General features: G+C 60.6%; 17 protein-coding genes. 7 read left to right on the top strand and 10 right to left on the bottom strand.

What is annotated here, in order from left to right; all coding sequences use genetic code 11:
- Positions 1-172 precede the first annotated feature (172 nt).
- The 4 genes from Pan181_RS25670 to Pan181_RS25655 form a co-directional block, all read right to left on the bottom strand.
- Positions 173-1,021 (bottom strand): sulfurtransferase, encoded by an 849-nt coding sequence (locus Pan181_RS25670; protein WP_145251840.1) that lies wholly within the window; start codon positions 1,019-1,021, stop codon positions 173-175.
- A 154-nt stretch (positions 1,022-1,175) separates the two neighbouring features.
- Positions 1,176-2,471 (bottom strand): PEP-CTERM sorting domain-containing protein, encoded by a 1,296-nt coding sequence (locus Pan181_RS25665; RefSeq protein WP_197528718.1) that lies wholly within the window; start codon positions 2,469-2,471, stop codon positions 1,176-1,178.
- 419 nt (positions 2,472-2,890) lie between these two features.
- A complete protein-coding gene (locus tag Pan181_RS25660; protein WP_145251836.1) occupies positions 2,891-3,640 on the bottom strand; it encodes a class I SAM-dependent methyltransferase in 750 nt (249 codons plus the stop codon).
- 155 nt (positions 3,641-3,795) lie between these two features.
- On the bottom strand, positions 3,796-6,318 hold the full coding sequence (locus Pan181_RS25655; RefSeq protein ID WP_145251834.1) for a PEP-CTERM sorting domain-containing protein: 2,523 nt from the start codon (positions 6,316-6,318) through the stop codon (positions 3,796-3,798).
- Between the two features lie 239 nt (positions 6,319-6,557).
- Here Pan181_RS25655 and Pan181_RS25650 point away from each other — a divergent pair, with 239 nt between their 5' ends.
- The 3 genes from Pan181_RS25650 (at position 6,558) to Pan181_RS25640 (ending at position 12,034) form a co-directional block, all read left to right on the top strand.
- Positions 6,558-7,652: a KpsF/GutQ family sugar-phosphate isomerase gene (locus tag Pan181_RS25650; protein WP_145251832.1), complete on the top strand. Its 1,095-nt coding sequence runs from the start codon at positions 6,558-6,560 to the stop codon at positions 7,650-7,652.
- Positions 7,653-7,695: 43 nt separating this feature from the next.
- Entirely contained in the window at positions 7,696-10,854 is a 3,159-nt protein-coding gene (locus Pan181_RS25645; protein ID WP_145251830.1) for a hypothetical protein, read from the top strand.
- Between the two features lie 112 nt (positions 10,855-10,966).
- A complete protein-coding gene (locus tag Pan181_RS25640) occupies positions 10,967-12,034 on the top strand; it encodes an ROK family protein (RefSeq protein ID WP_145251828.1) in 1,068 nt (355 codons plus the stop codon).
- Positions 12,035-12,049: 15 nt separating this feature from the next.
- On the opposite strand, the gene Pan181_RS25635 is transcribed toward Pan181_RS25640, so the two are convergent.
- Positions 12,050-13,396: a GAF domain-containing protein gene (locus Pan181_RS25635; protein ID WP_197528717.1), complete on the bottom strand. Its 1,347-nt coding sequence runs from the start codon at positions 13,394-13,396 to the stop codon at positions 12,050-12,052.
- Between the two features lie 331 nt (positions 13,397-13,727).
- On the opposite strand from Pan181_RS25635, the gene Pan181_RS25630 reads away from it, so the two are divergent.
- Together Pan181_RS25630 and Pan181_RS25625 are read left to right on the top strand one after the other, a co-directional pair.
- Positions 13,728-15,200 (top strand): dicarboxylate/amino acid:cation symporter, encoded by a 1,473-nt coding sequence (locus Pan181_RS25630; RefSeq protein WP_145251824.1) that lies wholly within the window; start codon positions 13,728-13,730, stop codon positions 15,198-15,200.
- Positions 15,201-15,253: 53 nt separating this feature from the next.
- Positions 15,254-15,802 carry a hypothetical protein gene (locus Pan181_RS25625; protein WP_145251822.1) on the top strand — a complete coding sequence of 183 codons (549 nt, stop codon included), beginning with the start codon at positions 15,254-15,256 and terminating at the stop codon, positions 15,800-15,802.
- Positions 15,803-15,916: 114 nt separating this feature from the next.
- Here the strand turns inward: Pan181_RS25625 and purE are convergent, their stop codons facing one another.
- From purE to Pan181_RS25605, 4 genes are all read right to left on the bottom strand, one after another.
- Positions 15,917-16,408: a 5-(carboxyamino)imidazole ribonucleotide mutase gene (gene purE, locus Pan181_RS25620; protein ID WP_145251820.1), complete on the bottom strand. Its 492-nt coding sequence runs from the start codon at positions 16,406-16,408 to the stop codon at positions 15,917-15,919.
- Between the two features lie 93 nt (positions 16,409-16,501).
- Positions 16,502-18,088 (bottom strand): hypothetical protein, encoded by a 1,587-nt coding sequence (locus Pan181_RS25615; protein ID WP_145251818.1) that lies wholly within the window; start codon positions 18,086-18,088, stop codon positions 16,502-16,504.
- Positions 18,082-18,876: a glycosyltransferase family 2 protein gene (locus Pan181_RS25610; RefSeq protein WP_145251816.1), complete on the bottom strand. Its 795-nt coding sequence runs from the start codon at positions 18,874-18,876 to the stop codon at positions 18,082-18,084. The genes Pan181_RS25615 and Pan181_RS25610 overlap by 7 nt, the downstream gene beginning before the upstream one ends.
- Positions 18,877-19,191: 315 nt before the next feature.
- Positions 19,192-19,938: an RNA polymerase sigma factor gene (locus tag Pan181_RS25605; protein WP_145251814.1), complete on the bottom strand. Its 747-nt coding sequence runs from the start codon at positions 19,936-19,938 to the stop codon at positions 19,192-19,194.
- A 195-nt stretch (positions 19,939-20,133) separates the two neighbouring features.
- On the opposite strand from Pan181_RS25605, the gene Pan181_RS25600 reads away from it, so the two are divergent.
- Complete coding sequence (locus Pan181_RS25600) at positions 20,134-20,805, top strand: hypothetical protein (RefSeq protein ID WP_145251812.1); 672 nt, start codon at positions 20,134-20,136, stop codon at positions 20,803-20,805.
- An 89-nt stretch (positions 20,806-20,894) separates the two neighbouring features.
- Positions 20,895-21,416, top strand: coding sequence for a hypothetical protein (locus Pan181_RS25595; protein WP_145251810.1), 522 nt, complete (start codon positions 20,895-20,897; stop codon positions 21,414-21,416).
- A 35-nt stretch (positions 21,417-21,451) separates the two neighbouring features.
- Here Pan181_RS25595 and Pan181_RS25590 read toward each other — a convergent pair whose 3' ends face one another.
- Positions 21,452-23,695 (bottom strand): GDSL-type esterase/lipase family protein, encoded by a 2,244-nt coding sequence (locus Pan181_RS25590; protein ID WP_197528716.1) that lies wholly within the window; start codon positions 23,693-23,695, stop codon positions 21,452-21,454.
- Between the last annotated feature and the right edge of the window lie 280 nt (positions 23,696-23,975).

The following is a 23,975-nucleotide window of genomic DNA, read 5'->3' as shown; positions in this document are numbered from 1 at the left end:
CATAACTATAGGGGAAGTCAACGGATCGGCAGGCCTTTTTGCCCCGCTGGACTAATTGTCGGCCAATTTGGCGCGGATGGTCCAAACTTCCCCCGCGATCGCCGCCCGAAACGCTAGCACGGGGCACCGGGCGATTTCGCCCCGAATTTCGGCCAACTAGGGACATCCGCAGCTAGCAATTGGTCGCGACGCCCCGCTTCGAATCGCGAATCCACTCGCTCCACGACCCAGGATAGAGCTTCGTTCCGTGGTGGCCGGCCAGCTCGCAAGCCAGCAGATTCACGCACGCGGTGACGCCCGAACCGCACATGTGCACTACCGAACCAGTCTCTCGATTTCCGATCAGCTCGTCGAATCGTTCGGCCAGCTCCGCAGGCGAGCGGAATTCGCCAGCTTCGTTCAAATTCTCCACCTGCGACCGATTCACCGCTCCCGGCACGTGCCCGGCCACGGGATCGATCGGTTCCTCCTCGCCGGAGTACCGCGTTGCCCCGCGGGCGTCGACCAGCAGCATTTCGCCCGAGGCCAATCCGGCTTGCACGTCGTCGGTCGACAGCCACATGCTGCGATTGGGCTCGGGCGTGAAGGTCGTGGGGGTCAGCTTGGACACTTCGGTCGACACCGGCTGCCCGGCAGCCTTCCAGGCGGCCAGACCACCGTCGAGCACCGCGACATTCTTCAGGCCTAACCATTTGGCAACCCACCAGAACCGCGCGGCGAACGCGCTGCCCGACTCGTCGTAGGCGACCACCTGCTTAGAGGCATCGATGCCCCAGTTCGCGAGCGTGGCGGCCAACTCGGCGGGCACCGGCAACGGGTGCCGGCCACTGGTTTCGGTCGCGGCCGACGAGAGATCGCGATCCAGGTGGGCGTACACCGCACCCGGCACATGGCCTTCGGCATACTGCTGCTCACCCGCGGCCGGATCGGCCAGCGAGAATCGGCAATCGACCACAACCGTTTGCGGGTCGCCTAGGAGCGGTACGAGTTGTTCAACAGTGATCAGGGTGGTGTAAGCCATGAAACGGTTCGCCTGCGAGGGAATTGGCAAAGAACTGCTTCGTTCGATTCTAGCGAAACGGGAGTGGCTTTCCCACTACCAGCAGAAAGCAACACGCCGCGCCGAACGATAACGCTCGACGCAGCGTGTCACCAGTCAGTGGAATCTTCGCAGATTAGTTACGCCGCCAGGCAAAACCGACCATGGCCAGCGCCAGACCGATCATCACCATGGTGCTCGGTTCCGGAGTGGAAATGTCGTCGCCTTCGAGCACGCCGACCGCTTCGAGCGCATCGACATCTTCGAACTCGTAACCAAACGTCTTGCCGACTTCGAAGGCGGTATCCCAAGTGTGACCACCATGCTTCAGGAATGTCGCGACCGGGGCACCCGATGCGTCGAAGGTCAAATGCATGATTTCACCACCATCGATCGAGAACCCAGCGGGTACCGGACCACCGGTGGCCGACATCATCATTGGCTGGTCGATTGGGTCGATCGTGAACAGCAGCTCGTCGTTGAGACCGTAGATCGGCGCGGTCGGTGACGAATCGCCAACGTCGCGGGCCATGGTGCCATCGACGTCGATCATATCGCGCGTCTGACGATCGAAATCGAGCCCCGCACCAAGGAACAGATCTTCGACCGCTTCGACAATCACCGAATGCGGAATCCAGGTGCCCACGGTGCCGGTCGCGATGTCGTACGCCCAGACCGAGGTGCCAGTGACCGAGTCGTTATCGAGCGAAAAGCGATTGGCGTCAGCCGTATGGCTACCGCCATCGTAGCCTTCGCGAATCGTGGTATCGCCATTTTCATGGCTGCTTGGTTCGGGGCCCCAGACCTCGAGCGCGTCGAGATCCTGCACAGGGTGATGATTGACGCCGGCGCCTGGGCCAGTCGGAATCTGTGGCAGCGCCCAGATATCCAAGGGATCCGCCACTAGGTCGACGGGATCGGGGTCTTCAAAATGGACCCGCGACTTCGTGCCGCCAGAGATGCCAAGATCGGCTGTCATCGAGAACAACAGCGACGCTTCGTTACGAACAATTTGGTTGAACAGAAAATCCTGCCTATTCGCGAGAGCGTCGATCTGCGGAATATCGACGTTGAATTGCAATAAAGCAGGTTCGAAGTCGAACCCGTCGACCGAACCGCTATTGCCGGTTACGGGATTGGGAATCCCATCCCACGAAACCACTTGGGCGGGGTCGAACGCGCCAAAAGCATCGTGATCCGAGGTGTTATAGAGCCGCGGATCGGTAACTAACGAGAAGTCGGTGTTCGAATACTCTTTGCCATACACTTCGCCAACCGGCGTGGCCCCTTCGCCTTCGGGGTTGATCTTAACAGTTGCCAGATACGGGACTTCTGAATAGTAATCGCCAGCTTGGGCTACATGACCAAACGACAAGAACCCAGCAGCCGCCAAAGAAAAGGCGACCTTCCCCCACAAATTTTGAGTGCGCATGCCTATCATCCTTCTGCACAAGAAAAAGAAACGGTACGGAACAAGCAGCGGGTAGAAATGCCGAGGCGCACGTAGAGCCGGTCCAAGGCCCCCCAAGAACTGGATCACTAGCGCGCATGGTCGGCTAAGGTGAAACCGAGATGATCCCTCTCCCCAATCAACGCGATGCACTTTCCCTCGCGTTGTAGAACACCCTCGCATCTTCCGGCAATCGGACAACCTTGTCAAGTAATTAATCGAGAAGTAATCGAGTTGCTCGATGCGCTTTTGCGCCGCGCGCAGAGAGCACTAGCATCGCGAGTGAATCGTCTACCGATTTACTCGTGATTGTTGCGCTACGCGATACAAGGCATGAATGCTTAGCGTGCGAAGGAGAACCTAAATGGAACTTAGAATGCACCGCATTCGTTGATGCACCGCTATGGCTTGCGAAACACCAGTAGATAGTTTTCGCGAAGTCCTTCGACTTCTGGTTCGTCCACCAACTCAAAACCGGCCGCTTCGATCTCGCTGCGGAATACTTCTTTGCTTGCCCGCACATGATTGAGCAACCATTCGCTGCTGGTAGCAGGATCGCGAATGAAATCGACCACCACCAGTGTGCCTCCTGGTTTCACTGCACGAAAGATCGACGCGTTGGTTTTCGAGGGAAACTCAAAGTGATGATACGTGTCGCAGACGTAAGCCACGTCGACCGACTCGGGTGGCAAGTTCGCCGAATTCGCGTCGCAGAGCACTGGTGTGATGTTCTCGATGCCGGCTTCGTCGGCGCGGCTGGCGATGTGCTCGATGAACTTCGGCGAGATGTCGACCGCGTACACCCAGCCCTCGGGGCCCACCGACTCGGAGAACAACACGGTGAACAACCCGGTGCCTGCGCCGATGTCGGCCACACGCATGCCAGGCTTCACGCCGGTTGCTTGCATGATCGCCGCGCGGGCGGCGAACGCTTCGCGGCCATCTTGCTCGAACCGATCGACGAACTCCTCTGGCTTCAGTTCCGGATCGGTGAACCGCGCGTTAATTCCTTCGGGCAGCTTTACTCGAGCGGTCTCCGGCGGAGCCGTGGCGACATCCGGCGTTTCGGCCACGCAGACCAAAGCACCCAGCATGGCAGATACAACCATCGCAAAGCGAACACGCAAACGTGGAGCCTGAATTACGTTCATCGAAAGGAAGCCTTTGCAGCGAGTAAAGTCGACAGCAGGTGAAGTGAAATCCAATGGCAGGATTAGAACACATTCACTACTGGATCGCGACCTTTTCCTCTCGCGAACTGCCAAGGTTCAGGACGTCGCGATGCTCTCGCAGCACTACCCGAGTTTCAGCTCTGCGGTTTTCGACATCCGAAGCCGAGAAGGACCCCCAAACCTAAGAGCATCACGCTGGTTGGTTCTGGCACTCCTTGCACCGCGTCGATCCGCGGTCCGCCACCAGCGGTGGCAAAGCTTGCTTTCCATACTTCGTATTGCGCCATGCCGATTGGCTCACCCGATTCGTCGTTGAGCAGTGTGGCAGCTGCGCTGCCGAGATGGTCGCGCCATACGGTGTAGTCGGCCAGGTTCACGAGACCATCGTTGTTGAAGTCGCCCGTCATCCCACTCACGGCGGTGAGAATAAGCTCCGTCGCGGTGCTTTGCGATAGCGTAAACATGTCGGCCACGGCGCCGCTCAAGGTCAGATGGTTCGTGATGTCGCTCGCGGTGAGCAGCGTGAACGTCTCGTTCAATGTGGGCGTATAATTGGCATCCAGCACCAAGTTCAGATAGCCATCGAGCACCGCATTGCCGGACACCACAAGCGAGTCGTTCGCCCCGTTGCCAAGATCGAGTTCGAGCAAGGCACCAGCGGTGAGATTCAAGTCGCCTTCGATGGTGAGTATCTCACCTGAGAGTACCGAGGAAGAGTTCAGCGGATTGCTCAGATTGGTTCCTTCGGCGAAGAACAAATCGTCAAGCTCCACACCAACGCCCAATCTCTCGTAGATGCCAAAGGTCACTAGCGATTGATCACCAACCGTGCCGGCGGTGCGGCGGCCGAACTGGTAGGTGCCGCCGCGGTAGGTGCCATCCTCGTCGCCGGTGGAGGTCGCGACGCGATAAAGCTTCCTATCGTTGTCGACTTCGAGCCACACGTTCACCCACTCGCTATCGGTGGTGGTCGTCAGGCCGACGTCGCCTTGCCCGTTGCTGTAAGCCCGCAATGTTGAGCTGCTTTGGTTGCCGACCATCGACAGCAGTACCGCGTACTCATTCCACGGGCTGTCGATGTCGCCGCCGGGGCCGCTATCGGTGCTGACCGTGAGGTCCGTTAAGCCGAAGATCGTATCGATGTCGCCCGACTCGTTGCGGCGGACTCGAAAGAAGTAAGTGCCGGTCTCGCCATCGGCCAGGCTAAAGTCGCGGGTGTAGTCGGTGTTGAGTTCGGTCACTGCGCCGCGCCAGGAGTCGCCGCCGCTGTTTACCCCTTCGACTCGCAAGGCTTGGTTACCGCTGTTGTCGACGATCGTAGCGTAACTGGTACCATCGAACACACCCGACCAGACGTCGCCAGTCGAGTTCGGGGACGAGCCGAGCTGTCCGGTGGCGTAGGCGGTGAAGTCGTCGACCAGTTGTTGACCGCTCGCATAGCGCTCGACGAGCCCGCTACCGCCGACACGCAGCGTGGAGTCGGAGACCGCGGTCAGGTCGCCGCGGACGATGCCGCTGCCAGCAAGCGTGGCGCCGCGATTCACGGTGGTCAGGCCATAGCCGGTCGCCCCATCGACGATGATCGTGCCGGCCGCCACGATCGTAGTGCCAGTGTAGTTATTGGCCGACGACTTGAGCGTGAGGGCGAAGCTGCCTGTCTTGCGGAACCCACTCGTCCCTCCGATTTGGGAGTGGATGAGCATATCGCCTTGTGCGGCTTCGATAGTGCTGGTCTGCGCGAGCGTCAGGTGCCCTGCGAGTTGAAACAGGTCTGCGCGAGTTTGATCGTGCCGCAAGGTCCCTCCGTCGAGCACCAGTTGGTCGATGGTGACGATGCCAGAGGTTCCCGAGCTGTTGTACAGCAGCCGCCCACCGGTGTTGATCGTGAGCGAGTCGCCAGCGAATTCCCAGCTTGGCGCTCCCCGCGGAGTGCGAATGTCGTAAGCGCCGGTTGAGTAATCGGCTCCCGCATGGGCGAAGTAGCGGTCGCTCCATCCCGCGTAGCTGCCGCTGTAACCACCGCCAAACCAGTTGAAGGCCGACGTGCCGACCGCGTCGGAGCCAGTGAGCGTGGCACTCGTCGCCGACCAGGGATCGTTGGGATTACCGTTGCCCATGTCTTGCCGCATGGCATACATGAGCGCGACGTTACGCATGTAGATGCTGTCGTCGGTCACTTCGCTGTCGTAGTTCAACCCGTAAGGATAGAAGTGGACGCCCGACTGACGGAACGCGGTACCTTGCCCATCAAACTGGGCCATCAGCGCATTGACTTTGGTGCCGGTCCAGACGTTGTTGCTGAACAGGTTGTACCAGTTGCCATCGGTGCCGGAGCCGAGCCAGTGGTTCAGCTCGTGTTGGGTCACTCGCTCGTTGGGCCAGGTGCCACCGTATTCGATGGCTCCGTAGTAGCCCGCCTGGGCAGTGGGGACCCCGGAGTTGTAATAGAGGTCGACGTAGCCGTCGCTTCCCCAGTTGAAGTCGCCGTACACGTTGAAGCGATCGACGACCGCCTGCATGGAATTGTTGGCCGCGTTGCGGCGGGTATCGGAGTCCCATGACCCGAAGGTGCCAAATGAGAGCGCGTGGACCGACCCGCCTACACCGAGCATCGCCAGCACGACGAGGCCGCCAAGCCTGAAGGAACGAGGTATCAAGGGAGACCGCCGAATAGAAAAAGTAGCACCGCCTGTAAGATCTATTAATTATTATGATTTTTAAGCACCGGTTTTGTCAAGCAAATGCTATCACCGCAGGCTGCTAGCATTTACCAAACTGGCGAATTTCCCCTGCCGAATCACGTTGGCACATTCTGGCGATCTCGCTACAATCGCCGCCCCGTGCGCGGGATTGCGCACTCCCGTTACCCCACCCACCGTTCGCAAGGAACACTGGCATGGAAGCCGCTCGCCTTACGAAAAACGAACTGAACCCACTCGATACCGCGGCCCAGCTCCGTGCTGCACGCGAAGTGCTCCGGCTCGAAGCGGTCGCGGTCTGGAAACTGTCGACCACGCTCGATCAGTCGGTCACCGACGCGATCGCCCTGGTGCGACGATCCCGCGGAAATGTCATTGTCACCGGCATGGGCAAAGCGGGGCTCGTGGGCCAGAAGATCGCGGCCACGCTCGCCTCGACCGGCACCCGCAGCCATTACCTGCACCCAGCCGAAGCCTTCCACGGCGACCTCGGCCGCATCGGCAAAGACGACGTCGTGCTCATGCTCACTCAATCCGGTGAGACCAGCGAGGTGGTGCAGCTGCTCCCTTCGCTTCGCGAGATGCGAGTGCCGATGATCGCCATTACCAAGACCCGCGATTCCAAAGTTGGTCGGGCGGCCGACGTGGTGCTCGAGCTAGGCAACCTCGAAGAAGCCTGTTCGTTGGGGCTCGCCCCAAGCACCAGCACCACGGCGATGCTCGCCTTGGGCGACGCGCTCGCGCTCGTGCTCAGCAAGCTCGCTGGTTTCCGGGCCGAGGACTTCGCGCGCTACCATCCTGGTGGCAGCCTGGGTTTCAAGCTTAGCAAGGTGGACGACCACATGCGTACGCTTTCGGAGTGCCGACTAGCTAGCGATACCAAAACGGTTCGCGAAGTGATTGTCGAATCGAGCAAACCTGGCCGCCGCAGCGGAGCGGTGATGCTGGTTTCGGAGTCGGGCGAGCTAAGCGGTATTTTTACCGACAGCGATCTGGCCCGCCTGGTCGAAGGACATCATGAGCAGGCGTTCGACAAACCGGTGAGCGAAGTGATGACCAAACGCTGTGCTCGCATTCTGTGTGGTTCGAAAACCGAAGTGGCCATCGAGCTCATGGCCGAACGCAAAATCAGCGAGCTGCCGGTGATCGACAACGATGGTCGCCCCGTCGGCATGATCGATGTGACCGACCTGGTAGGCTCGGGCGGACTCAACAGCCAGCCGGTAGAGACCGACGAGGAACCGACGATTCGCGTGTTCCCTGCTCCGACTTCCAACAGCGAAGTCGCCTAAGTTATTCGACGTCCCACGGCCTTCGACCTCGGACTACTCCTTCATGCTTTCACGTATCATCCACAGCACGATTGCTCTGGCCGTCTTGGTGGTGGCTTATCAAGTGTATGCGTGGACGGTCGTGCCATGGGTCGAGCCCGAGGGGGTGAAACGCAACGCGAAAGCCATCGATCAGGCAACCCGCGACAGCAGCTACGATGCCTTTAGTCGCTACCACGACTTGCTGGCGGCCTATTTTCCAGAAGGACATTGGTCGCTCACCAAACCGTCGCCCAAGGTTTTGCGGATCGACTCGTTGATGCTGGTCGTGAAAGACTATCGTCGGCACGACGACGGCAGCATCGACCTCGACGAGTGCGCCATTTTGATGATGCCGAAAGAATGGGAATTCGGCTCCGGTGCGCCGCGCGAGACGGTAATTCTCGAAGCCCCTGGCGGTGCTCATCTGCAGTTCGACGACGACTTTCAGCCCGCTCAAGGCAAGGCTGGGCGGATTGTGTATGGCCGTTTTCCCGGTCAGATCACCATTCGCAGCGACATGGACCTGCCGGGCATCGAGGACGACTTGCTGATCCAGACCAGCAACCTCGAAATGAACGACACCCGCATTCAGACCGAAGACGAGGTGATGGCTCGCATCGGGCCGAACATCGGGCGGGGGCGGTCGATGATGATCCGCCTGCTCCGCGATCAGCACATCAAACATGGTCCGAGCATTGTGGGCATCAAGTCGCTCGAGGTGTTCAAGAACGTGAAGCTCGAACTCGATCCGGGCGAAGTCGATCTGTTCGACGACGCGCAGCCTGAGATCAATCCCGACGACAGGACGGTCTACAGTTCGGGTGGCAGCGCGGCGGTGCGGCTAACTTCGAGCACGCAACCTGAGAGCCACTTCAAGGCGAATGTCGAAGTGACTTGCGAAGGCCGATTCTACTTCGACCTGCTCAACTACATCGCAACGCTCGATCGCAAAGTGGTGGTCAAGCGGCTACGGCCAGTCGGTGCTTACGACCAGATCGCCTGCGACGAGCTATCGATCAAGTTCTCGCCGGTCGACGACGAAGGGAAGCCGATCGCGATGGAAGATCCCAACGTCGCCCGCCGGCAACGCGAAGCGTTGGGGCAGTTCAAGCCGGTGTCGCTCACCGCCACGGGTTTTCCGGTGCGGGCGCAGTCGCAGGTCGAACAAGCCGAAGCCCGAGCAAACCGCGTGTTCATTCATCTGCTCGACCGCCGAATCGTGCTCGACGAAGGCCGCGAGGTGATGCTCAAACATGGCGGCAGTGAAATCCATGCTCCCTACATCGAATACCAGATGCCAGCCGACGACTCCCCCAGCCCGCTAGGCGAGTTGCGAGTGGCTGGTCCTGGCTGGTTGCGGGCTGTGCCCGACGTCGCCCGCGCGGATCGCGTGATCGACATCACTTGGAAGGAAGGCGAAGGCACCCAAGTTCCGCTACAACTCACCCGGCGGAACGAGCAGCCGATCTTGTTGCTCTCGGGCTATCCGGTGATCGACGCGCATCGCCTTGGTAAGATTGCCGCCCAGCGGATGGAACTTACCCTTCGCGAAGTGCCAGCCGATGGCGAGCAGGGTGCCGCGATTGAACTCGACAACAGCCCCAACAAACTGGCGGTGTTTCCCGAGCGGTTGCTCGCATCGGGCAACGTGGTGTTCGATTCCACCAAGCTCTCCGGTTCCACGCATCAATTGCAGGGCGACTTTGCCGCCTGGCAAGCCTCGGCGGCCAACACTCCGACCAACCGCCTGACCAGCTCGGCCGATCGAGAGGAAGATCCCAATAAACCAACGTCGAAGTACGACTTGGCGGCCAATCAGATTCAGCTCGATCTGGCGCTCACTGGCAAGTCGGCCGAGCCGACCGCGGTAAGTTGCGAAGGCTCCGTGGTGTTCCGCGAAACCCAAACCGCCAAGCCCGACGAACAACCTGTCGAGGTCCGCGGTACTCGGCTCACCGTCGATCAACTCGACCAAGAGGCCAAGATCACCGTGTTCGGTCGGCACGATCCGCAACTCGGCACGCCTGGCACCGCGACCATCTCGGCCCGGGGACTCACGTTGGCAGCCGAGCAGATCCATGCCGATCAACAAACCGGGCGGTTCTGGATCAATGGCCCTGGTGTCGCCACCATGAACGTAAATGGCGAAGCATTTGGCGAGCCGGCCGGCACCACCACTCCGGTGACCCTTACCTGGCAAACTAAGCTCGACGCGGCCGGGCGACGCATCGTGGCCACTGGGCGCATTCTGGCTGAGAGCCAGCAAGGCTGGGTGCAAGCCGATACCGCAGTGGCCCTGCTCACCGCTCCTCTGAAGTTTGGCAAGGAATCGGCCGCCGGCAAGATCGACGTCGCCCAAGTCGCGCTCGAAGGCAACGTGCTCGGCGATCATCGCGGCATCGACGAGAACGGGCCGAACTCGCATGAGAGCTTCCAACTCAAAACACTCACCTACGATCGACTCACCGGCAACGTGCAAGGCACCGGGCCTGGCTCGCTGCGATCGATTCGTCTGAGCGACGGCTCAATGAACTTCGCCGATCTGGCGAATACCACCACGCCGCAGCGCCCGACCTCGACGACTCCCACGAAGAAAGAGCTGCGATTCCTGCGGGTTGATTTTGCTGATGGCCTCACCGGCAACGTCGAACAACGCGTGGTGCGGTTCCATGGCCGAGTGAAGAGCGTGTACGGGCCGGTGAAAGGCTGGCAGGAGGAGCTGCCGCTGCACGCGCCCGACCGGTTGCCTTTCGACACGGTTACGCTGGCCTGCGAAACGTTGGAAGTGAACGAAGACCCCGTCGCCCGACGACTAATGAGCAAGGAGTCGAAGCTCGGCCCGCTCGAGATTCGCGCGCTTTACAACGTGGAGATCGAGGGCCGATCGGAGAAGAATGGCATGTTCCAGGCGCAGGCCTCGTCGGCCAGTTACAGCCAGTACAAGGACCTGTTCTTGCTTAAAGGCGATGGCCAGCAAGATGCGGTAATCTACCATCGCGATCCGCAGAGCGGGCAATACGTGACGGTGCCAGCTGGTTCGATTGAGTACCATCGGGGCACCAATCACACCAAGCTCGAGGACGTCCGCAGCCCGATTGAATTCCAGCAAGATACCCCGCAGGCGACTGTTCCACGGGGCACCACGCCGCAGACGCGTCCGGCCATCGGACCGATTCGCTAGCACCGAAAGACGGCAAATTGCCGGAAATCGTGGCTGCTAGACTTTCTGGCCAAGACACGCGAAACTGGTTGCTTGGCAATCCAAGTTTTCTCTCTCTCACTGTGAGCCTGGCGTGAGCTATCTAGTTGGCATCGATGTTGGCGGAACCACCAGTACGGTGGCCATCGGTAATGAAAATTGCGAGATCCTGTACGTGTCGGACCAGTTCGATACGAACTCGGCAGCCGGCCCTGGCCCGCTGATTCATGCTGTGGTCGAGGCGATCCTGAAAGGGCTCGAATCGCTTGGCGGTACCGGCGACGAGATCGCGGCTGTGTGCATCGCGACCCCTGGCCCGGCGACGCTCGACGGCGTGCTGCTGAAGACCCCCAACCTGAAGGCCGAATACTGGGACCGCTTCAACATTCGCTTGGCCCTGGAAAACGGGCTCGATGGCCGTGGTTATCACCTCGACGTGCAGTACATCGGCGACGGTCAGGCGGCCGCGCTCGGCGAGTACTCCGTTCGTAGCGGCAAGCTCACCTACTCGGCCATGGCTGCCGGTACCGACATCGATCCCGATCTGCAGTCGCTGTTCAAAGTGATCGTTGGCACCGGGCTCGGAGGTGGCGAGGTGCGCGATGGCCGCGTGGTTCGCGGCCGCGAGGGTCGTGCTGGCCATGCAGGTCATTTGCTGCTGCCGGCCGATGCGTTCCGCTACGAGCACGATCGCGAGCTGAAGGTCGGCAATGCATTCTCGACCGTAGAGTCGGCCGTGTCGCTCACCGCTTTGGCCCATCAGCTCGGCTATCGGTTGGAGCTTGAAGAATGGCGCGACCATCCGCTGAATAGCCAGCCCGGCACGGTACGCGACAAAGCCAAGCGACTGCGAGAACTAGCCGCTGCTGGGGACACGCTGGCCCAACAATTGTTCGACGACCAAGCCCGCGCGCTCGGCATCGCCTTGCTCGATATCAATTACCTCGGCGACTACGACATGATCGTCATCGGCGGCGGCGTATGCGACCTCGCTCCCGAAGTCCGCAGCCGTTACCTCCGATTGGCCGAAGAGTCGTACCGCGAGCACGCTTTGGATGGCTTCCGCAACCTCGAGCACTTTGTGTTCTCGGCCTGCGGCGATGCTGCCCCGGTGATCGGGGCCTTGGCCAACGCGTACCATTCGCTCGAGGTCGCGGAGTAAGCGACCCCGAGTCGATTAACGACGCCGAACCAGCGCCAAGCTCGCGGTCTGCAAACCGATGGTGCCAGCTGCTTCGCTGAACAACCGCAGCGCCCGCTTGCCGGGAAGCGTACGTAGATCCGCGGGGGAGTTGTGCCGGAGTTTGTCGGCCAAACGCATCAGTGCGTTAGGCGCGGGAAACTTATCGGAAGCCGTCGCCAGGATCAATCGTTCGCGAACCACCAACTCGGCGCTCTTCGGTGTGTAGATCGTGCGTTCCGACCATCCCAGCGGCGGGCAATTTGCGGGTGTCCAATCGCAGGTGGCCGCTCTCCATCGCGCGATACCTGCTTCGCCCGCCGCCGCTACCGAAACGTGTGCCCCGTCGCCATCTAACAACGCCACGGCCACAGCGAGTCCCTCGCCGCCGGGCGATGCCAACCACAACGTTTGGTTGGCATTCGTTAGTAGCTCTCCAGCATCCAACGACTGCATGGCATGCGCCCGCAACGCGATGCGAGCCGCTTCGAGCCACGACTCGTGGTCGCATTGCCCGATGGCTCCACTGGTGACCAACGTTCGTCCGTCGGCCAGCGTTTGCCAGTCGTAGAACGAACCCAGATCAGTGTTGCAGTTGATGCCGGCAAGTTCCCAATCCTGGCTTTGAGTGACCAGGTTCGGGCGCACCAGCCTTGGCATCACGATGTTGGAAGTCGGCTTTTGCTCAGCGGCTTTCGGAGCCTGCGGAGCCTTAGCCGGCTCTGCTGGTGGCTCTGCTGGTGGCTTTGGCGTTGGTTTTTCGCTGGCGAGCGTTTCGGAAGGTGCGACCGGATCGATTGCCGCACTCCCTGCTGTTCGCCAACGATGTAGTTCCAACTCCACAGCCAACCTGCCAGCTACCACTTCGGCTAGTTGCAATTCGGCATCGGCAAATGCCCGTGGCTCGTTGCTGTATAACCACAGCGTGCCATGGATGGTTTCGTCGCTCGATACCGGCAAGCACACGGCCGCACCACACCAAATCGGTACCGGCCAACCTGCGACATCGAGGTCGTCTTCCAGTACAATCGCGCTTCCGGCGAGTGCGGCCACGTCGGCTCGTGCGGTGGCCAGCGGTCGTCGCGCGGGGGCCGACTCGGTTTCGGCCGCGTGATATTCAGTGCGGAGCAGCAATTCCGTCGTGCTGGAGTTCAGTTCGTAGAACGTTGCCGCGTCGCAGGCAAATCCCTGCACCAGGCCCTGCAGGACTGCAGTCAGGCGCTGGTTCAGTGCTTGCCGACGGGCGTCGGCGGTTGCCTGTTGACTAGCCGCCGTGGGGGAGGTGGCGACTTGCGGCGGACGGACGCGGGGCACCACGCCGGCGAACACCGTAGTTGGTGGCAACGAATGCTGGTGGGTTCCCGGTTCCATGGTACCTATCTGACTCCATTACTTAGGGTGCAAGTTGCTTGCGATGCTGGCAGGTTCACGGCGGCACATATTGCCGTGTCTACGCAAATTAACATCGGGTGCGCAATTCAGGATGTTTGAGTAATTTTTGCAAGCTGCGCAAAATATGCGATAAACTGGGACGGTCCTTCCCAAACTACTGTTGTTCTGTAGCCTTGGATGCCTAGGATTGGGGACTTCCGACGAACTACCCCGCGTGCCGAACACCCACCACCCAAGCCAACCCCTCCCCTCGACGAGCTTTTAGCAAGCAAGAAGGAACCGCATGACCAAGCTGGCGCTACACTGGAAGATTCTTATTGGCATGGCCCTCGGCATCTTTGCTGGGTTAATTGCTTTGTGGTTGGGTTCCGACAAAGTGGATGAGCTTGGCGAGTTGATACTCACTCCCAAAGGCGACCGGATCAACACCGGGGCCGAGTTCGTCGTCGCCTGGGTGAAACCGTTCGGCGATATCTTCATCAACGCGCTGAAATTGATCGCGGTGCCGTTAATCATTGCCTCGCTCATCAAAGGGGTGACCGACCTGAAAGACCTGAGTCGCCTTTCTTCGCTGGGGGGGCGGACGATCGGACTCTATCTGATTACGACTTCGGTAGCCGTGTTCCTGGGACTCGGCATCGCGCTGATCGTCAAGCCAGGCAAGTACATCAATCCCGATGGCCGCGATACACTGATTGCCGCTTACGCCGACGATGCCTCGGGCAAAATTGAAGAAGCCAACAAGCAGAAGTCCCGAGGGCCGCTGCAGCCTCTGGTGGACTTGGTGCCCGAGAATCTTACGGAAGCGGCCGCCAATAATCGCAACATGCTGCAGGTGATCACGTTCGCGCTGTTCTTTGGAGTCGGCCTGCTGCTGGTTCCGCCGGAGCAATCGAAGCCGGTCAAAGACTTTTTCGATAGCCTCAACGAGATCGTGCTGAAACTGATCGACCTGATTATGCTGGCCGCGCCAGTCGGTGTGTTTGCGCTGATGGCCTCGATGGTGGTGCAGACCCCTTCGATGAGTGTGTTCTGGGCGTTGCTCGTCTACTTCGTGTGTGTTTCTTCAGGGCTGGCGATCATGGTATTCGTGTTCTACCCAGCGTTGGTGTTGATTTTTCTCCGCCGAGGCTACGCCTGGTTCTTCCGCGGTTTGTCGCCTGCTCAGTTCCTCGCCTTCAGCACCAGCAGTAGCGCGGCCACGTTGCCAGTGACCATGGAACGCGTGGAAGAGCACCTGGGAGTCGACGAAGAGGTCGCGAGCTTCGTGCTCCCGATCGGCGCGACCGTCAACATGGATGGCACCAGCCTGTACCAGGGCGTGGCAGCGGTGTTCATTTGCCAGGCGTTCGACGTCACGCTGTCGGTTTCCACGGTTATTGGCATCGCGCTCACATGCATTTTGGCCTCTATTGGTACCGCCGCGGTGCCGAGCGCTGGGGTCGTGATGCTGGTGGTCGTGCTGGGTCAGATTCCTACCGAAAACAACCTCGACCTGGTTCCCGCCGTGGCGCTGATTCTGGCTCTCGATCGGTTGCTCGACATGATGCGAACCGTGGTTAACGTTACCAGCGATGCGACCGTCTCGATGCTGGTCGCCAAGAGCGTTGGCATGCTCGGCGAGCCACATCCGGAGGAATGGGACGACTACTACCATCACAAAGGCGACTCCCCCGAGACTCCCACCGACACCACCGAGCCCACTCCCCCCAGCGAAACCAGCGAGACCACGGATAGCGAGACCCCCAAAGATTAGCGACTGCGACGTTCCCCTCACTCGTTTGCATCCCTTTCTGCGGAGCCTTTCCCATGAATCTGCTTGATCTCTGGCTGCCGATCGTACTGACGGGCGTCGCGACGCACATCGCCAGCACGATTGCTTGGACCGCGCTGAAGCATCACGATCCGGAATGGAACAAGCTACCGGTGGAAGACGACCTGCTCGACTTTGTCGACGCCAAACAGGTATCGCCGCAGCAGTACTTGTTTCCCTACTGCGACGACATGAAGGAGATGGGCACGCCGGAGTTCAAGGAGAAACTCCGCACCCGCTGCACCGGCATGCTGGTGCTATGGAAGCGGCCGCCGCACATGGGCAAAGCCATTGCGTCGACGCTTACCTATTTTCTGGTCGTGGCCATCCTCACCGGCTACGTCGCGTCGATCGCCTTCGCCCCTGGTGCGAGTCGCATCGATGTGTTTCGGCTGGTCTTCACCGTCGGCGTGCTATGCCATGCGTTCAGCCCGCTGCCGTTTGTCTTCTGGTTTCCCCGCAAATACGTGCTCGAGATGGTCGACGGAGTCGTTTACGCCCTGGTAACCGCGGGCATCTTCGCCGGCCTATGGCCGGGAGCCTAACGGCGACGGCTGCTGCTGCAGCAGCGGCAAGCGAATCGCTAAGTCGTCGCTGCGAACCACCACCGCTTCCCGCTTAGCCATCCCATTGCTCTTTCCCCCGATCGATTCATCGTCCTACCCCAGTCCCTTCGCCCGCACCGATTCGGCCTGGGCTTCGCGGTAGTTGTGTAGTTTGCGTCGGAGAGCTTCGTCGGTGTTGCCGAGGATGCGTACCGCCAGCAGGCCGGCGTTCTTCGCGCCGCTGGTGCCGATGGCCAACGTGCCGACTGGCACGCCGCCTGGCATCTGGGCGATCGAGAGCAGCGAGTCGAGCCCGCTTAGCGCCCGGCTCTGCACTGGCACGCCGAGCACCGGCAGCACCGTGAGCGAGGCCACCATGCCCGGCAGGTGGGCCGCTCCCCCCGCACCGGCGATAATCACCTGCAGCCCTCGCGCTTCGGCCTCTTTCGCGTAGTCGAACATGTCCTCAGGCGTGCGGTGGGCACTCACCACGCGGGCCTCGTGGGCAACGCCAAACTCTTCGAGCACGTGCACCGCTTCGCGCATGGTTTCCCAGTCGCTCGACGAGCCCATGATGACACCTACCAGTGGATTCTTATCAGCCATTGCCGGATCGCTTTTTGCTAGAAGGAGAGATACCTCTAGCAATGATCGAGTTGCGGCTGGAAGATGTCAACAGTGAGCGGGCGGGCGAGCTATCTACGCCTGCTGCACGAGCTGCGTCATTCGCTCGCGAAGATCATCGGCCGGGAACAAACAGAAAGAGTATTCCCGCGATTCGAGCACCTGACTGGCTCGATATTGCTCTTCGAGTTCGGCCTGCTCGCGTTCCAACCGTTGGCGGACCTCGTCGGTTGCCTGGCGGAGCGCGGCATTGGCCTCGTGAATCGCCTGATGACGCTCGGCCGCATTCTGCTCGGTCTTGGGCAACGCGAGCCAATGTCGCTTGTGGCTCAGCGCCTGCTCGACCACCGAGTCCGATTCGCTATCGAGCCAGTTTTCGGGATGCCATTGCCAATCGCGAAGGTAATGGGCGACGCGTTGAAGGTCGCCGGAACTCACCGAGCGATGCTCAATCGGTAGATGCATGGTGGCCGACAGCGCGACATAAGCCGGCGGAACGATGCCCCACAAGCGATGCACCAGGTCGTCGGCGACTTCGTCGTACTTCGCGCCACCGATGCCATGCAGGAACACGTCGCCTAGCACGAGCCGCGCGAACAGCGTGGTCGTCAGCGCCCGGGTGCGTAGTTTGATGCCGGCTGCACCTAACTCGGCAAGCTGCTCGCTTAGCTGACTTGCCATGTCGCAGCGTGCGGTCAGGTTCCAGCCCGCGCGGTTGGTGAGTTCCAGCTGCCCATCGAGCTGGCGGACAAACAACGCGCGGCGCACCGGGTCGTCGGCCGACCACACCCAGAACGGCATCTCGAGCCAGTCGTCTTCCTTCGCCAAATCGGGCATCGGTTGGGCGTCGCTCCGCAAGCGGTGAGCAGTGCGGAACGCGTGCAACGCATCGTTGTACGCTTGCCACAGTCGGGAGCTATCGACCAGCATCGCCGCGGCAAACGGAGCAAACACCGACAGTTCGCACGCCTGACTCATCGGCAGTTCGAGCGTCGTGGCTCCCCACGCGTGTTCCAACTGATGACGCGCCTGGGCGATCGCCAGATGCCCGTTGCCATTGGTTCGTTCAACCGCCTGCACGACCGTGGGCCACCACTGCTTCACGAGCGGATCAGCAACCAAAGGGGCCAGCGTGTCGGCAACGCGTTGACCAAACGACTCGAACATAGCCCGATCGACAATCCGCTTTTCTTCCACCGGCATCGGCGACGTTGCCGCGTCGAACGGCACGCTTTCGATACGCGGGGCGGCGACCGAATCGGTCGGCACGCGAACATTGCTGGAGTGGGCCGCGTCGGTATCGATCACCAGATGGATACCGACAGCTTGGTGCTCGGCAGCCAGTCGGCTGAGAGCAAAGTTCTTGAACCAGACCCCAGGGTGAAACAACTCGGCCTGATGACCCGTGAGTAGCAGCGGGGCGTGGGGATCAATCGTCGGAACGCCAGGCAAGTAGTTGGCCGTGTAACGCGTGGCCGCTTCGAGCAACTCTCGACGGGCTGCTTCGCGAAGTTGTCCCAGCGTGGTATCGGCAAGCGACAGACTCTCTACCGACATGTCAACCTCGGTACTGACTTCGGCGAGCGGCGGAATGGCCACCACGCTGTTGTTGGTACGAGGAGCGCGATATTGTCGGTAGCGGATCGAGACGTCGCTCAGCATTGCTCACAATCCGCGACATACTGGGCGCAGCCACACGGCCCGAAAGTGAAATGGGGCGTCGCAGGCGTGGCTCCCGATCGACGCAATCGCACGACGGCCCGGTGCACCACCTCGCGGTAGTGAGCCAATCGCTTGCGGGCGTCGTCGAGTGCGCCGCCGAAGCTGCGTTCCTCGTCCAAGTAAATCAGCGGCACTGCCAGCTCGACCACTCGCAGTCCGTGGAACGCTGCCTGCACCCACACTTCGAGCGGCATCGCGTAACCGGTTTCGGTCAGGTCGAGTTTCTTGAGGGCTTCGACCCGATAGGCTTTGAAGCCACAGAACGCGTCGGTGAGCGCGAGGCCCAGGCACTGATTCAGTTCGCTGGTGATCGTATGATTGATTCGTCGGCGATCGGCCGGCGCGGCGCCCGAGGCAATGTCCTCGGCATCCAGGTATCGGCTGCCCGAGACGATGTCGACCTCGCCGGTGCAAGCTTCGGCCAGGTGACGAATGCGTTGTGGTTCGTGTTGGCCATCGCAGTCGATCGTCACCAGCACGTCGTAGCCATGCTCAATCGCATAGTCGAAGGCGGTCTTGAGCGCGGCCCCGTAACCACGATTCTCTGGATGCCGTGCTACCGCCACGTCGCCGCGGCGTGCTAGCAAATCGCTCGTGCCATCGCTCGATCCATCGTCCACCACCAGCACATCCTGGGCGTACAACACCACGTCGTCGAGCACTTCGTCCACGTGCTTGGCTTCGTTGTAAACTGGAAGGGCCGTCAGATAGCGGAGAGCATCACTCATAAAAGTCTCGTGGGCTAGCGCGGTAGCAGGCGGGGGTGGAGACGGCAGGTAGGGTGAAGGCGTTGCCGATGGTCCCTCTCAGCAAACCGTACCAATCCTGGCACAGCACTCGGCGTGTATCGCTCATCGCCGTCAGACCATTGTAGGCGTCGTCAGGCGAAGGGCAAACCCGCAGCATTAAAATAGGTGACCAACCAGGCTGGGGGCGGCGGTTTGAAGCAGCTTTCGCGGGCCAGATGCCCCGACTCGTCGGAAAACCCCTACAACTTGCCACCCGCGACACGACGCTCGGAAACCGGACAGCGGCCGCCTGGGCTACTGTTCCGACTGTTCCGATCGGCGCTCGAGGGCCGGTTTGCAGTACTGCCAGAGGTCGAGCTCGATCAGCTCCTCCTCCACCGCCTCGGCCGAGGCATCGCTCAGCGTGTTGGCGACCTCGTCGATCAGCAGGTCGCCGAACTTCTCGCGGGCGCGGTGCAGCATCACCCGCACCGCCCCTGCGTTCATTTCCTTATGCAACAGATCGCTCACCAACTTCGCCAGCTCGGGCGAGCGGACGTCGGGGTGCTCGACGCGGGCGCGAAGCACCGTGTGGTACGGCTTTCCGGTCGTGAGCTCCTCGCGCTCAAGCTGTTGCCAGACGCGGCCCAGCAGATTGGCTCGCCAGCTGTTGATAAACTCTTGATCGTCGGGTGCCTGGTAGGACTCGACATCGTCGGGCGTATCGTCAACGAGCGGCGTGGCTTGCTGTTGCTGGCGACCCCGGCGGCGCTGGAAATCGACAATCAGATGGTAGAGCGAGGTCTTCAGAAAGCTGCGAAACCGCCCCTTCGCGGGATCGGCCTTGCCGTAGTCGCCGCGGACGAACTTCAGGGCGAACTCCTGGTACACCTCGTCGGCTGCCTCAGGATCGCGGAGTGCCGCCATCGCATACCGACGCACCGCCCCGCCGTAGCGGTCGATCATCTGCTGCTGTGCTTTGGCGAACTCGGTGGCATCTTGGCGATGGGCTCGCTGCACCATCGACCACATCGTGTCGATCCGGCTTAGTCGTTCGTCCATAGCGTACTGGGAATCTGGAGGAGCGTGGTGGATTGGAAACGGCAGCTCAGTATTGTAATTGGACTGCGGTGCTAGCACGACCGACTTTTTCGCACAAGTATGCTGCGTGACTTTGACGATTAGTCAAACCATGGCAGCCGGTATGGCAAACTGGCCGCCTGCGCTCCTCTTAACCTCTTGCTGTGGAGAAATCCCGTGCACACGGTCTATCGTGCGATTGCGTTTGGTCTGGCTCTGACGGCAACGTCCCAATTGTGGGGACAAACCACCGAGCAAGGCAACTACCTGGATACGAATACCGATCCGTTGTCGATCGATTTTCCCGAGTTGCCACCGGTGCCGCCTGCTACGCCGCCGGCACAAGTGGCTCCCGCACCGGTGCGCCCTGCCATCACTCCGCGGCTGCAGCGGTTGAGTCCTGCCGAAACGGCTCATTTGCCGCGACAAGTGCAGAATGTCATCGACTTCTACGGCGGCACGACCTCGGGTCGGGCGTTGTCGCAGATTCCGCAGCGGCCTTCGACGGTCAGCTCGGGAGTCTCCAGCCCTCCGCCGGTACGCCGGGTGAGCAAGCCATTCTCGGGCGGGGTGAGCAGCTCGCCGACCATCAGCCCTTACCTGAATCTGTTCCGCGAAGAGTCCAGCGAAGAGCTGCCAAATTACCACGCGTTCGTGCGACCGATGTTGCAGCAGCAACAAACCAACACGATGAACCAGCGAGAGCTTAACACGCTGCAATCCGAAGTTCGCCAGGCGTCGTATCAGCAGAGTTCGGCCACCTCGAACGGCGGAGTGCCGATCACCGGTCATGGCACGCGATACATGAACACCTCGGGCTTCTACCCTCAGACTCGCCGGCTCAAGTAGCACCGCACGTCGGTTTGCCTGGCGGTTCGCGACTCTGGTACGATGGGATTGCTGTTCGAAGCCATCCCCACCCGCCCGGAGTAATCGCGATGAACCTCGCTACCAGTCGGTACGTTAGCTCGAGTCTGTCCCTGCTGTGCTTGCTTTCGTCATTCGCATTGGCCGACGAGCCGGCAACCACTCTACCGTCCGATGAGCAACTAAAGCGCGAAGCGGCCTTTGTCGAGATGCTCTCCGGCGCGACGTTGATCGGGCACTTTACCGTGACTGGCAACGAGCCGAAGGGCGAGCCTCCGCGGCTTCGCGGCGAGCGTTACGATCTGGTCGAAGTTCGTAAGATCGACGAGCAGCACTGGCTGTTCAAAGCCCGCATTCGCTACGGCGATCACGACGTCACCATTCCGATGACCCTGCCGGTAGAGTGGGCGGGGGACACGCCGGTGGTGGTGGTCGATAACCTCGGGTTCCCTGGCTTGGGAACCTACAGCGCAAGAGTGCTGTTTCACAAAGACCACTACGCTGGCTTCTGGAGTGGCACCGATCGCGGCGGGCATTTGTTCGGCACCATCGAGCGAAGCAAACCAGCGGACGACAACACCACCGACGAGTAGTCGCCGGTGATGTCGACTCCGCGTTGTGCTAAGCGTTAGCGACGCAGCTTGCGGATGCCAATCAAGGCGATGGCACCCATCGCGCCGAGCACCATGGTGCTTGGCTCGGGAACGCCGGTGTCGCCGGGGCTCACGGTGATCTCCATCGCTCCGATGTAAGCAAACGAGCCTTCGATCAACGTCTGGTCGAAGAAGATCTGTCCGAACTCATCGGGTTTGACGCTGAGGAACTCGATCACTTCGTCGTCGTTGCCATCGTACATTCCATCGAAACCGATGTCGGTGCCCGAGGTCTGCAGAATGGCCGAGTGCTCGGTCGCACCAATCAGTCGGTATTCTGTCTTGCGAACATCGGTGGTCGCCCGGGTGCCGAACAAGCGGAAGTCGTACACGTAGTCGGTGTCGAGTCCCGTGATCATGAACCCGCCGGCCATGTCGTCGTTGCCGCCGCCTTGCACGCCGTCGCCGGTGCTGAAGAAGTAGTCGACCGTGGCCGATTCGACTGCCAGGTCGCCGAGCAACGCGGGATCGGGCGAGAACAAACCACCATGGTTCTTCCCATTGTTATGGAACTGAGCCGTGATAGTCAGGCCGAGGCCCACGTTTTCGCCAGCGGTGTTTACCAGGTTGCCAATGTGCTCGCCTGGCAGGATGTCGGTACCGCCGTTGAGCGGGTGCCAGTTGTTCCAGTGGTTGCCATTCACGTCGGGGCTCGCGGTGTGCTCACCATTGGTCGTGTCGTTGGCACCAAAGTCGAACAGAATCTTATCGCCAACCGACAGGGCGGTGTTCGGCGCGTAGACTTTGTCGGGCGCGGCGACCGCTTCGATTTGTGGGCGGACGATGCTGGTCCACAGATCGTACCCGTCGCGATTCAGATGGATGTCATCGACAAACTTGTTCTGGAAATCCGAACCGGTGTAAGCACCCAAGGCGTCGAACTCGGCCGGCAGATCGATGTAGTAAGCGTGGTCGTGGCTCGAAGCGTAGTTCGAGATCAAACCATTCGCGATGTCTTCCTGTGGGCGATTGCCTTCGCGGCCGGGGGTCGGCATGATGCCGAGGTAGAAGATGTCGACCGTCGGATCGACCGTGTGCACCGAGTTCACGAATCCCAGGTAATCGTCCAGTACTTCCAGGCCATTCGAACCTGATCCCAGGTCGTTTGTGCCGGCCCACACCACTACCGCCCGCGGGCTGTGCTTATTCACCAGGTCGCCGACCTGAGCGTTCACGTCGTCGAACAGGGCGCCGCCGATGCCGCGTTGAATCACGTTGTAGTCGGCAAAGTCGCGGGTCAGTTGTTCCCATCGACGGATGCTCGAGCTACCAACGAACACGATGCTGTCCTGCGGCAATGGATCGAGCGCGTCTTGCGTATTCCAGCGATTCACTTCGTTCTGGTACGGCTGAGCTTCGGCGTTGTTGGCCATCGTCAGCGAAGCAACCGCAGCCAGGGCAATGGCCAAAGCCGATTGCCAACGCTTGGCGCCGCGGACCATCACTAGGCCCACTGCAGCCAGACCGAGCAGGGCGACGGTCGAAGGTTCCGGCACCTGATTGGTGGTCGCGGTGACTTCCAGCACGTTCAGGTAGGCGAAGTTGCCTTGCACGACCGACACCAGCAGTTGGATCTCGTTGTTCGCGTCGGGGGTGATGCCGGTAAGGCTGACGATGTTGTTGTTATTGCCATCGTAACCGTCGGCTCCGATGTCGACGCCCGAGGAGAGCATCGTGACGTACTGAATGTTCTCGCCGATCGCCGAGAAACGGGTCTCGCGAGTCGAAGTGGTCGCCCGACTGCCGAACAAGCGGAAGTCGTACACCGCGTCGGGATCCAATCCGCTGAACGTGATGCCCGACGGGTCGTTCGCGGCGCTGGTGTTCGCGGTACCTTCGACGAAGAAGTAGTCTTCGGTCGCAGTGCCGATGGCAAAGTCGCCAAGCAACGCGGGATCGGGAGTGAGCAAACCGCCGTTGTTGCGACCATTCGCCCGGAAGTTCTGCCCGGCGATGCCAAAGGTGTTGATCGAGACGCCGGTCGACGCGTTGTCGACATCCACCAGATCGGCGAGGCCCACGTTGTCGGCGATTTGGAAATCACCGCTCAGGTTATTCCAGTAGTTGCCGTTCGTGTCGGGGCTGACTGTCTCGGAGCCATTGCCGCCGTCGTTGCGACCAAAGTCGATCAACACACGGCTCGCCTGCACTGGCTGAGCAAACAAAGAGAATACGATCCCACAAAGGGCCGATGCGAAAACCAAGGTGTTGCGTTTCACTAGACTACTCGCCGTTAAAAGATCAAAGATGCCGCTGTCTCTAGATCAGCCAACACGGACCACTACCAACTGGGAGGGATCGTTCCATCCGCTAAATCGCGGTCCGTCTGATTCAATGAAAAGGTCGCCTTCCGCGTTCGCGAAAGTCGGCCGCCTGTTGCTACGTGACTGCTTTACTGGATACCAACAAGCGAAACACGTAGCGACCACTAGTATATGCTGGCGACCCCCCGCATGTTGACGGGAATTCTTGCCAAAATTGCCAAAATCGCCTCTGCTG

Origin of the sequence: Aeoliella mucimassa, assembly GCF_007748035.1 — a bacterium.
GTDB lineage: Bacteria > Planctomycetota > Planctomycetia > Pirellulales > Lacipirellulaceae > Aeoliella > Aeoliella mucimassa.
Note: the sequence above shows the minus strand (reverse complement) of the source record. Positions and strands in the feature narration are given on the sequence as shown.

Coding starts and splice junctions, on each gene's coding strand:
- Pan181_RS25650 (WP_145251832.1), top strand. CDS start 6,558: ATGGAAGCCGCTCGCCTTACGAAAAACGAACTGAACCCACTCGATACC.
- purE (WP_145251820.1), bottom strand. CDS start 16,408: ATGGCTGATAAGAATCCACTGGTAGGTGTCATCATGGGCTCGTCGAGC.
- Pan181_RS25665 (WP_197528718.1), bottom strand. CDS start 2,471: ATGCGCACTCAAAATTTGTGGGGGAAGGTCGCCTTTTCTTTGGCGGCT.
- Pan181_RS25625 (WP_145251822.1), top strand. CDS start 15,254: ATGAATCTGCTTGATCTCTGGCTGCCGATCGTACTGACGGGCGTCGCG.
- Pan181_RS25630 (WP_145251824.1), top strand. CDS start 13,728: ATGACCAAGCTGGCGCTACACTGGAAGATTCTTATTGGCATGGCCCTC.
- Pan181_RS25660 (WP_145251836.1), bottom strand. CDS start 3,640: ATGAACGTAATTCAGGCTCCACGTTTGCGTGTTCGCTTTGCGATGGTT.
- Pan181_RS25605 (WP_145251814.1), bottom strand. CDS start 19,938: ATGGACGAACGACTAAGCCGGATCGACACGATGTGGTCGATGGTGCAG.
- Pan181_RS25645 (WP_145251830.1), top strand. CDS start 7,696: ATGCTTTCACGTATCATCCACAGCACGATTGCTCTGGCCGTCTTGGTG.
- Pan181_RS25615 (WP_145251818.1), bottom strand. CDS start 18,088: ATGCTGAGCGACGTCTCGATCCGCTACCGACAATATCGCGCTCCTCGT.
- Pan181_RS25670 (WP_145251840.1), bottom strand. CDS start 1,021: ATGGCTTACACCACCCTGATCACTGTTGAACAACTCGTACCGCTCCTA.
- Pan181_RS25595 (WP_145251810.1), top strand. CDS start 20,895: ATGAACCTCGCTACCAGTCGGTACGTTAGCTCGAGTCTGTCCCTGCTG.
- Pan181_RS25610 (WP_145251816.1), bottom strand. CDS start 18,876: ATGAGTGATGCTCTCCGCTATCTGACGGCCCTTCCAGTTTACAACGAA.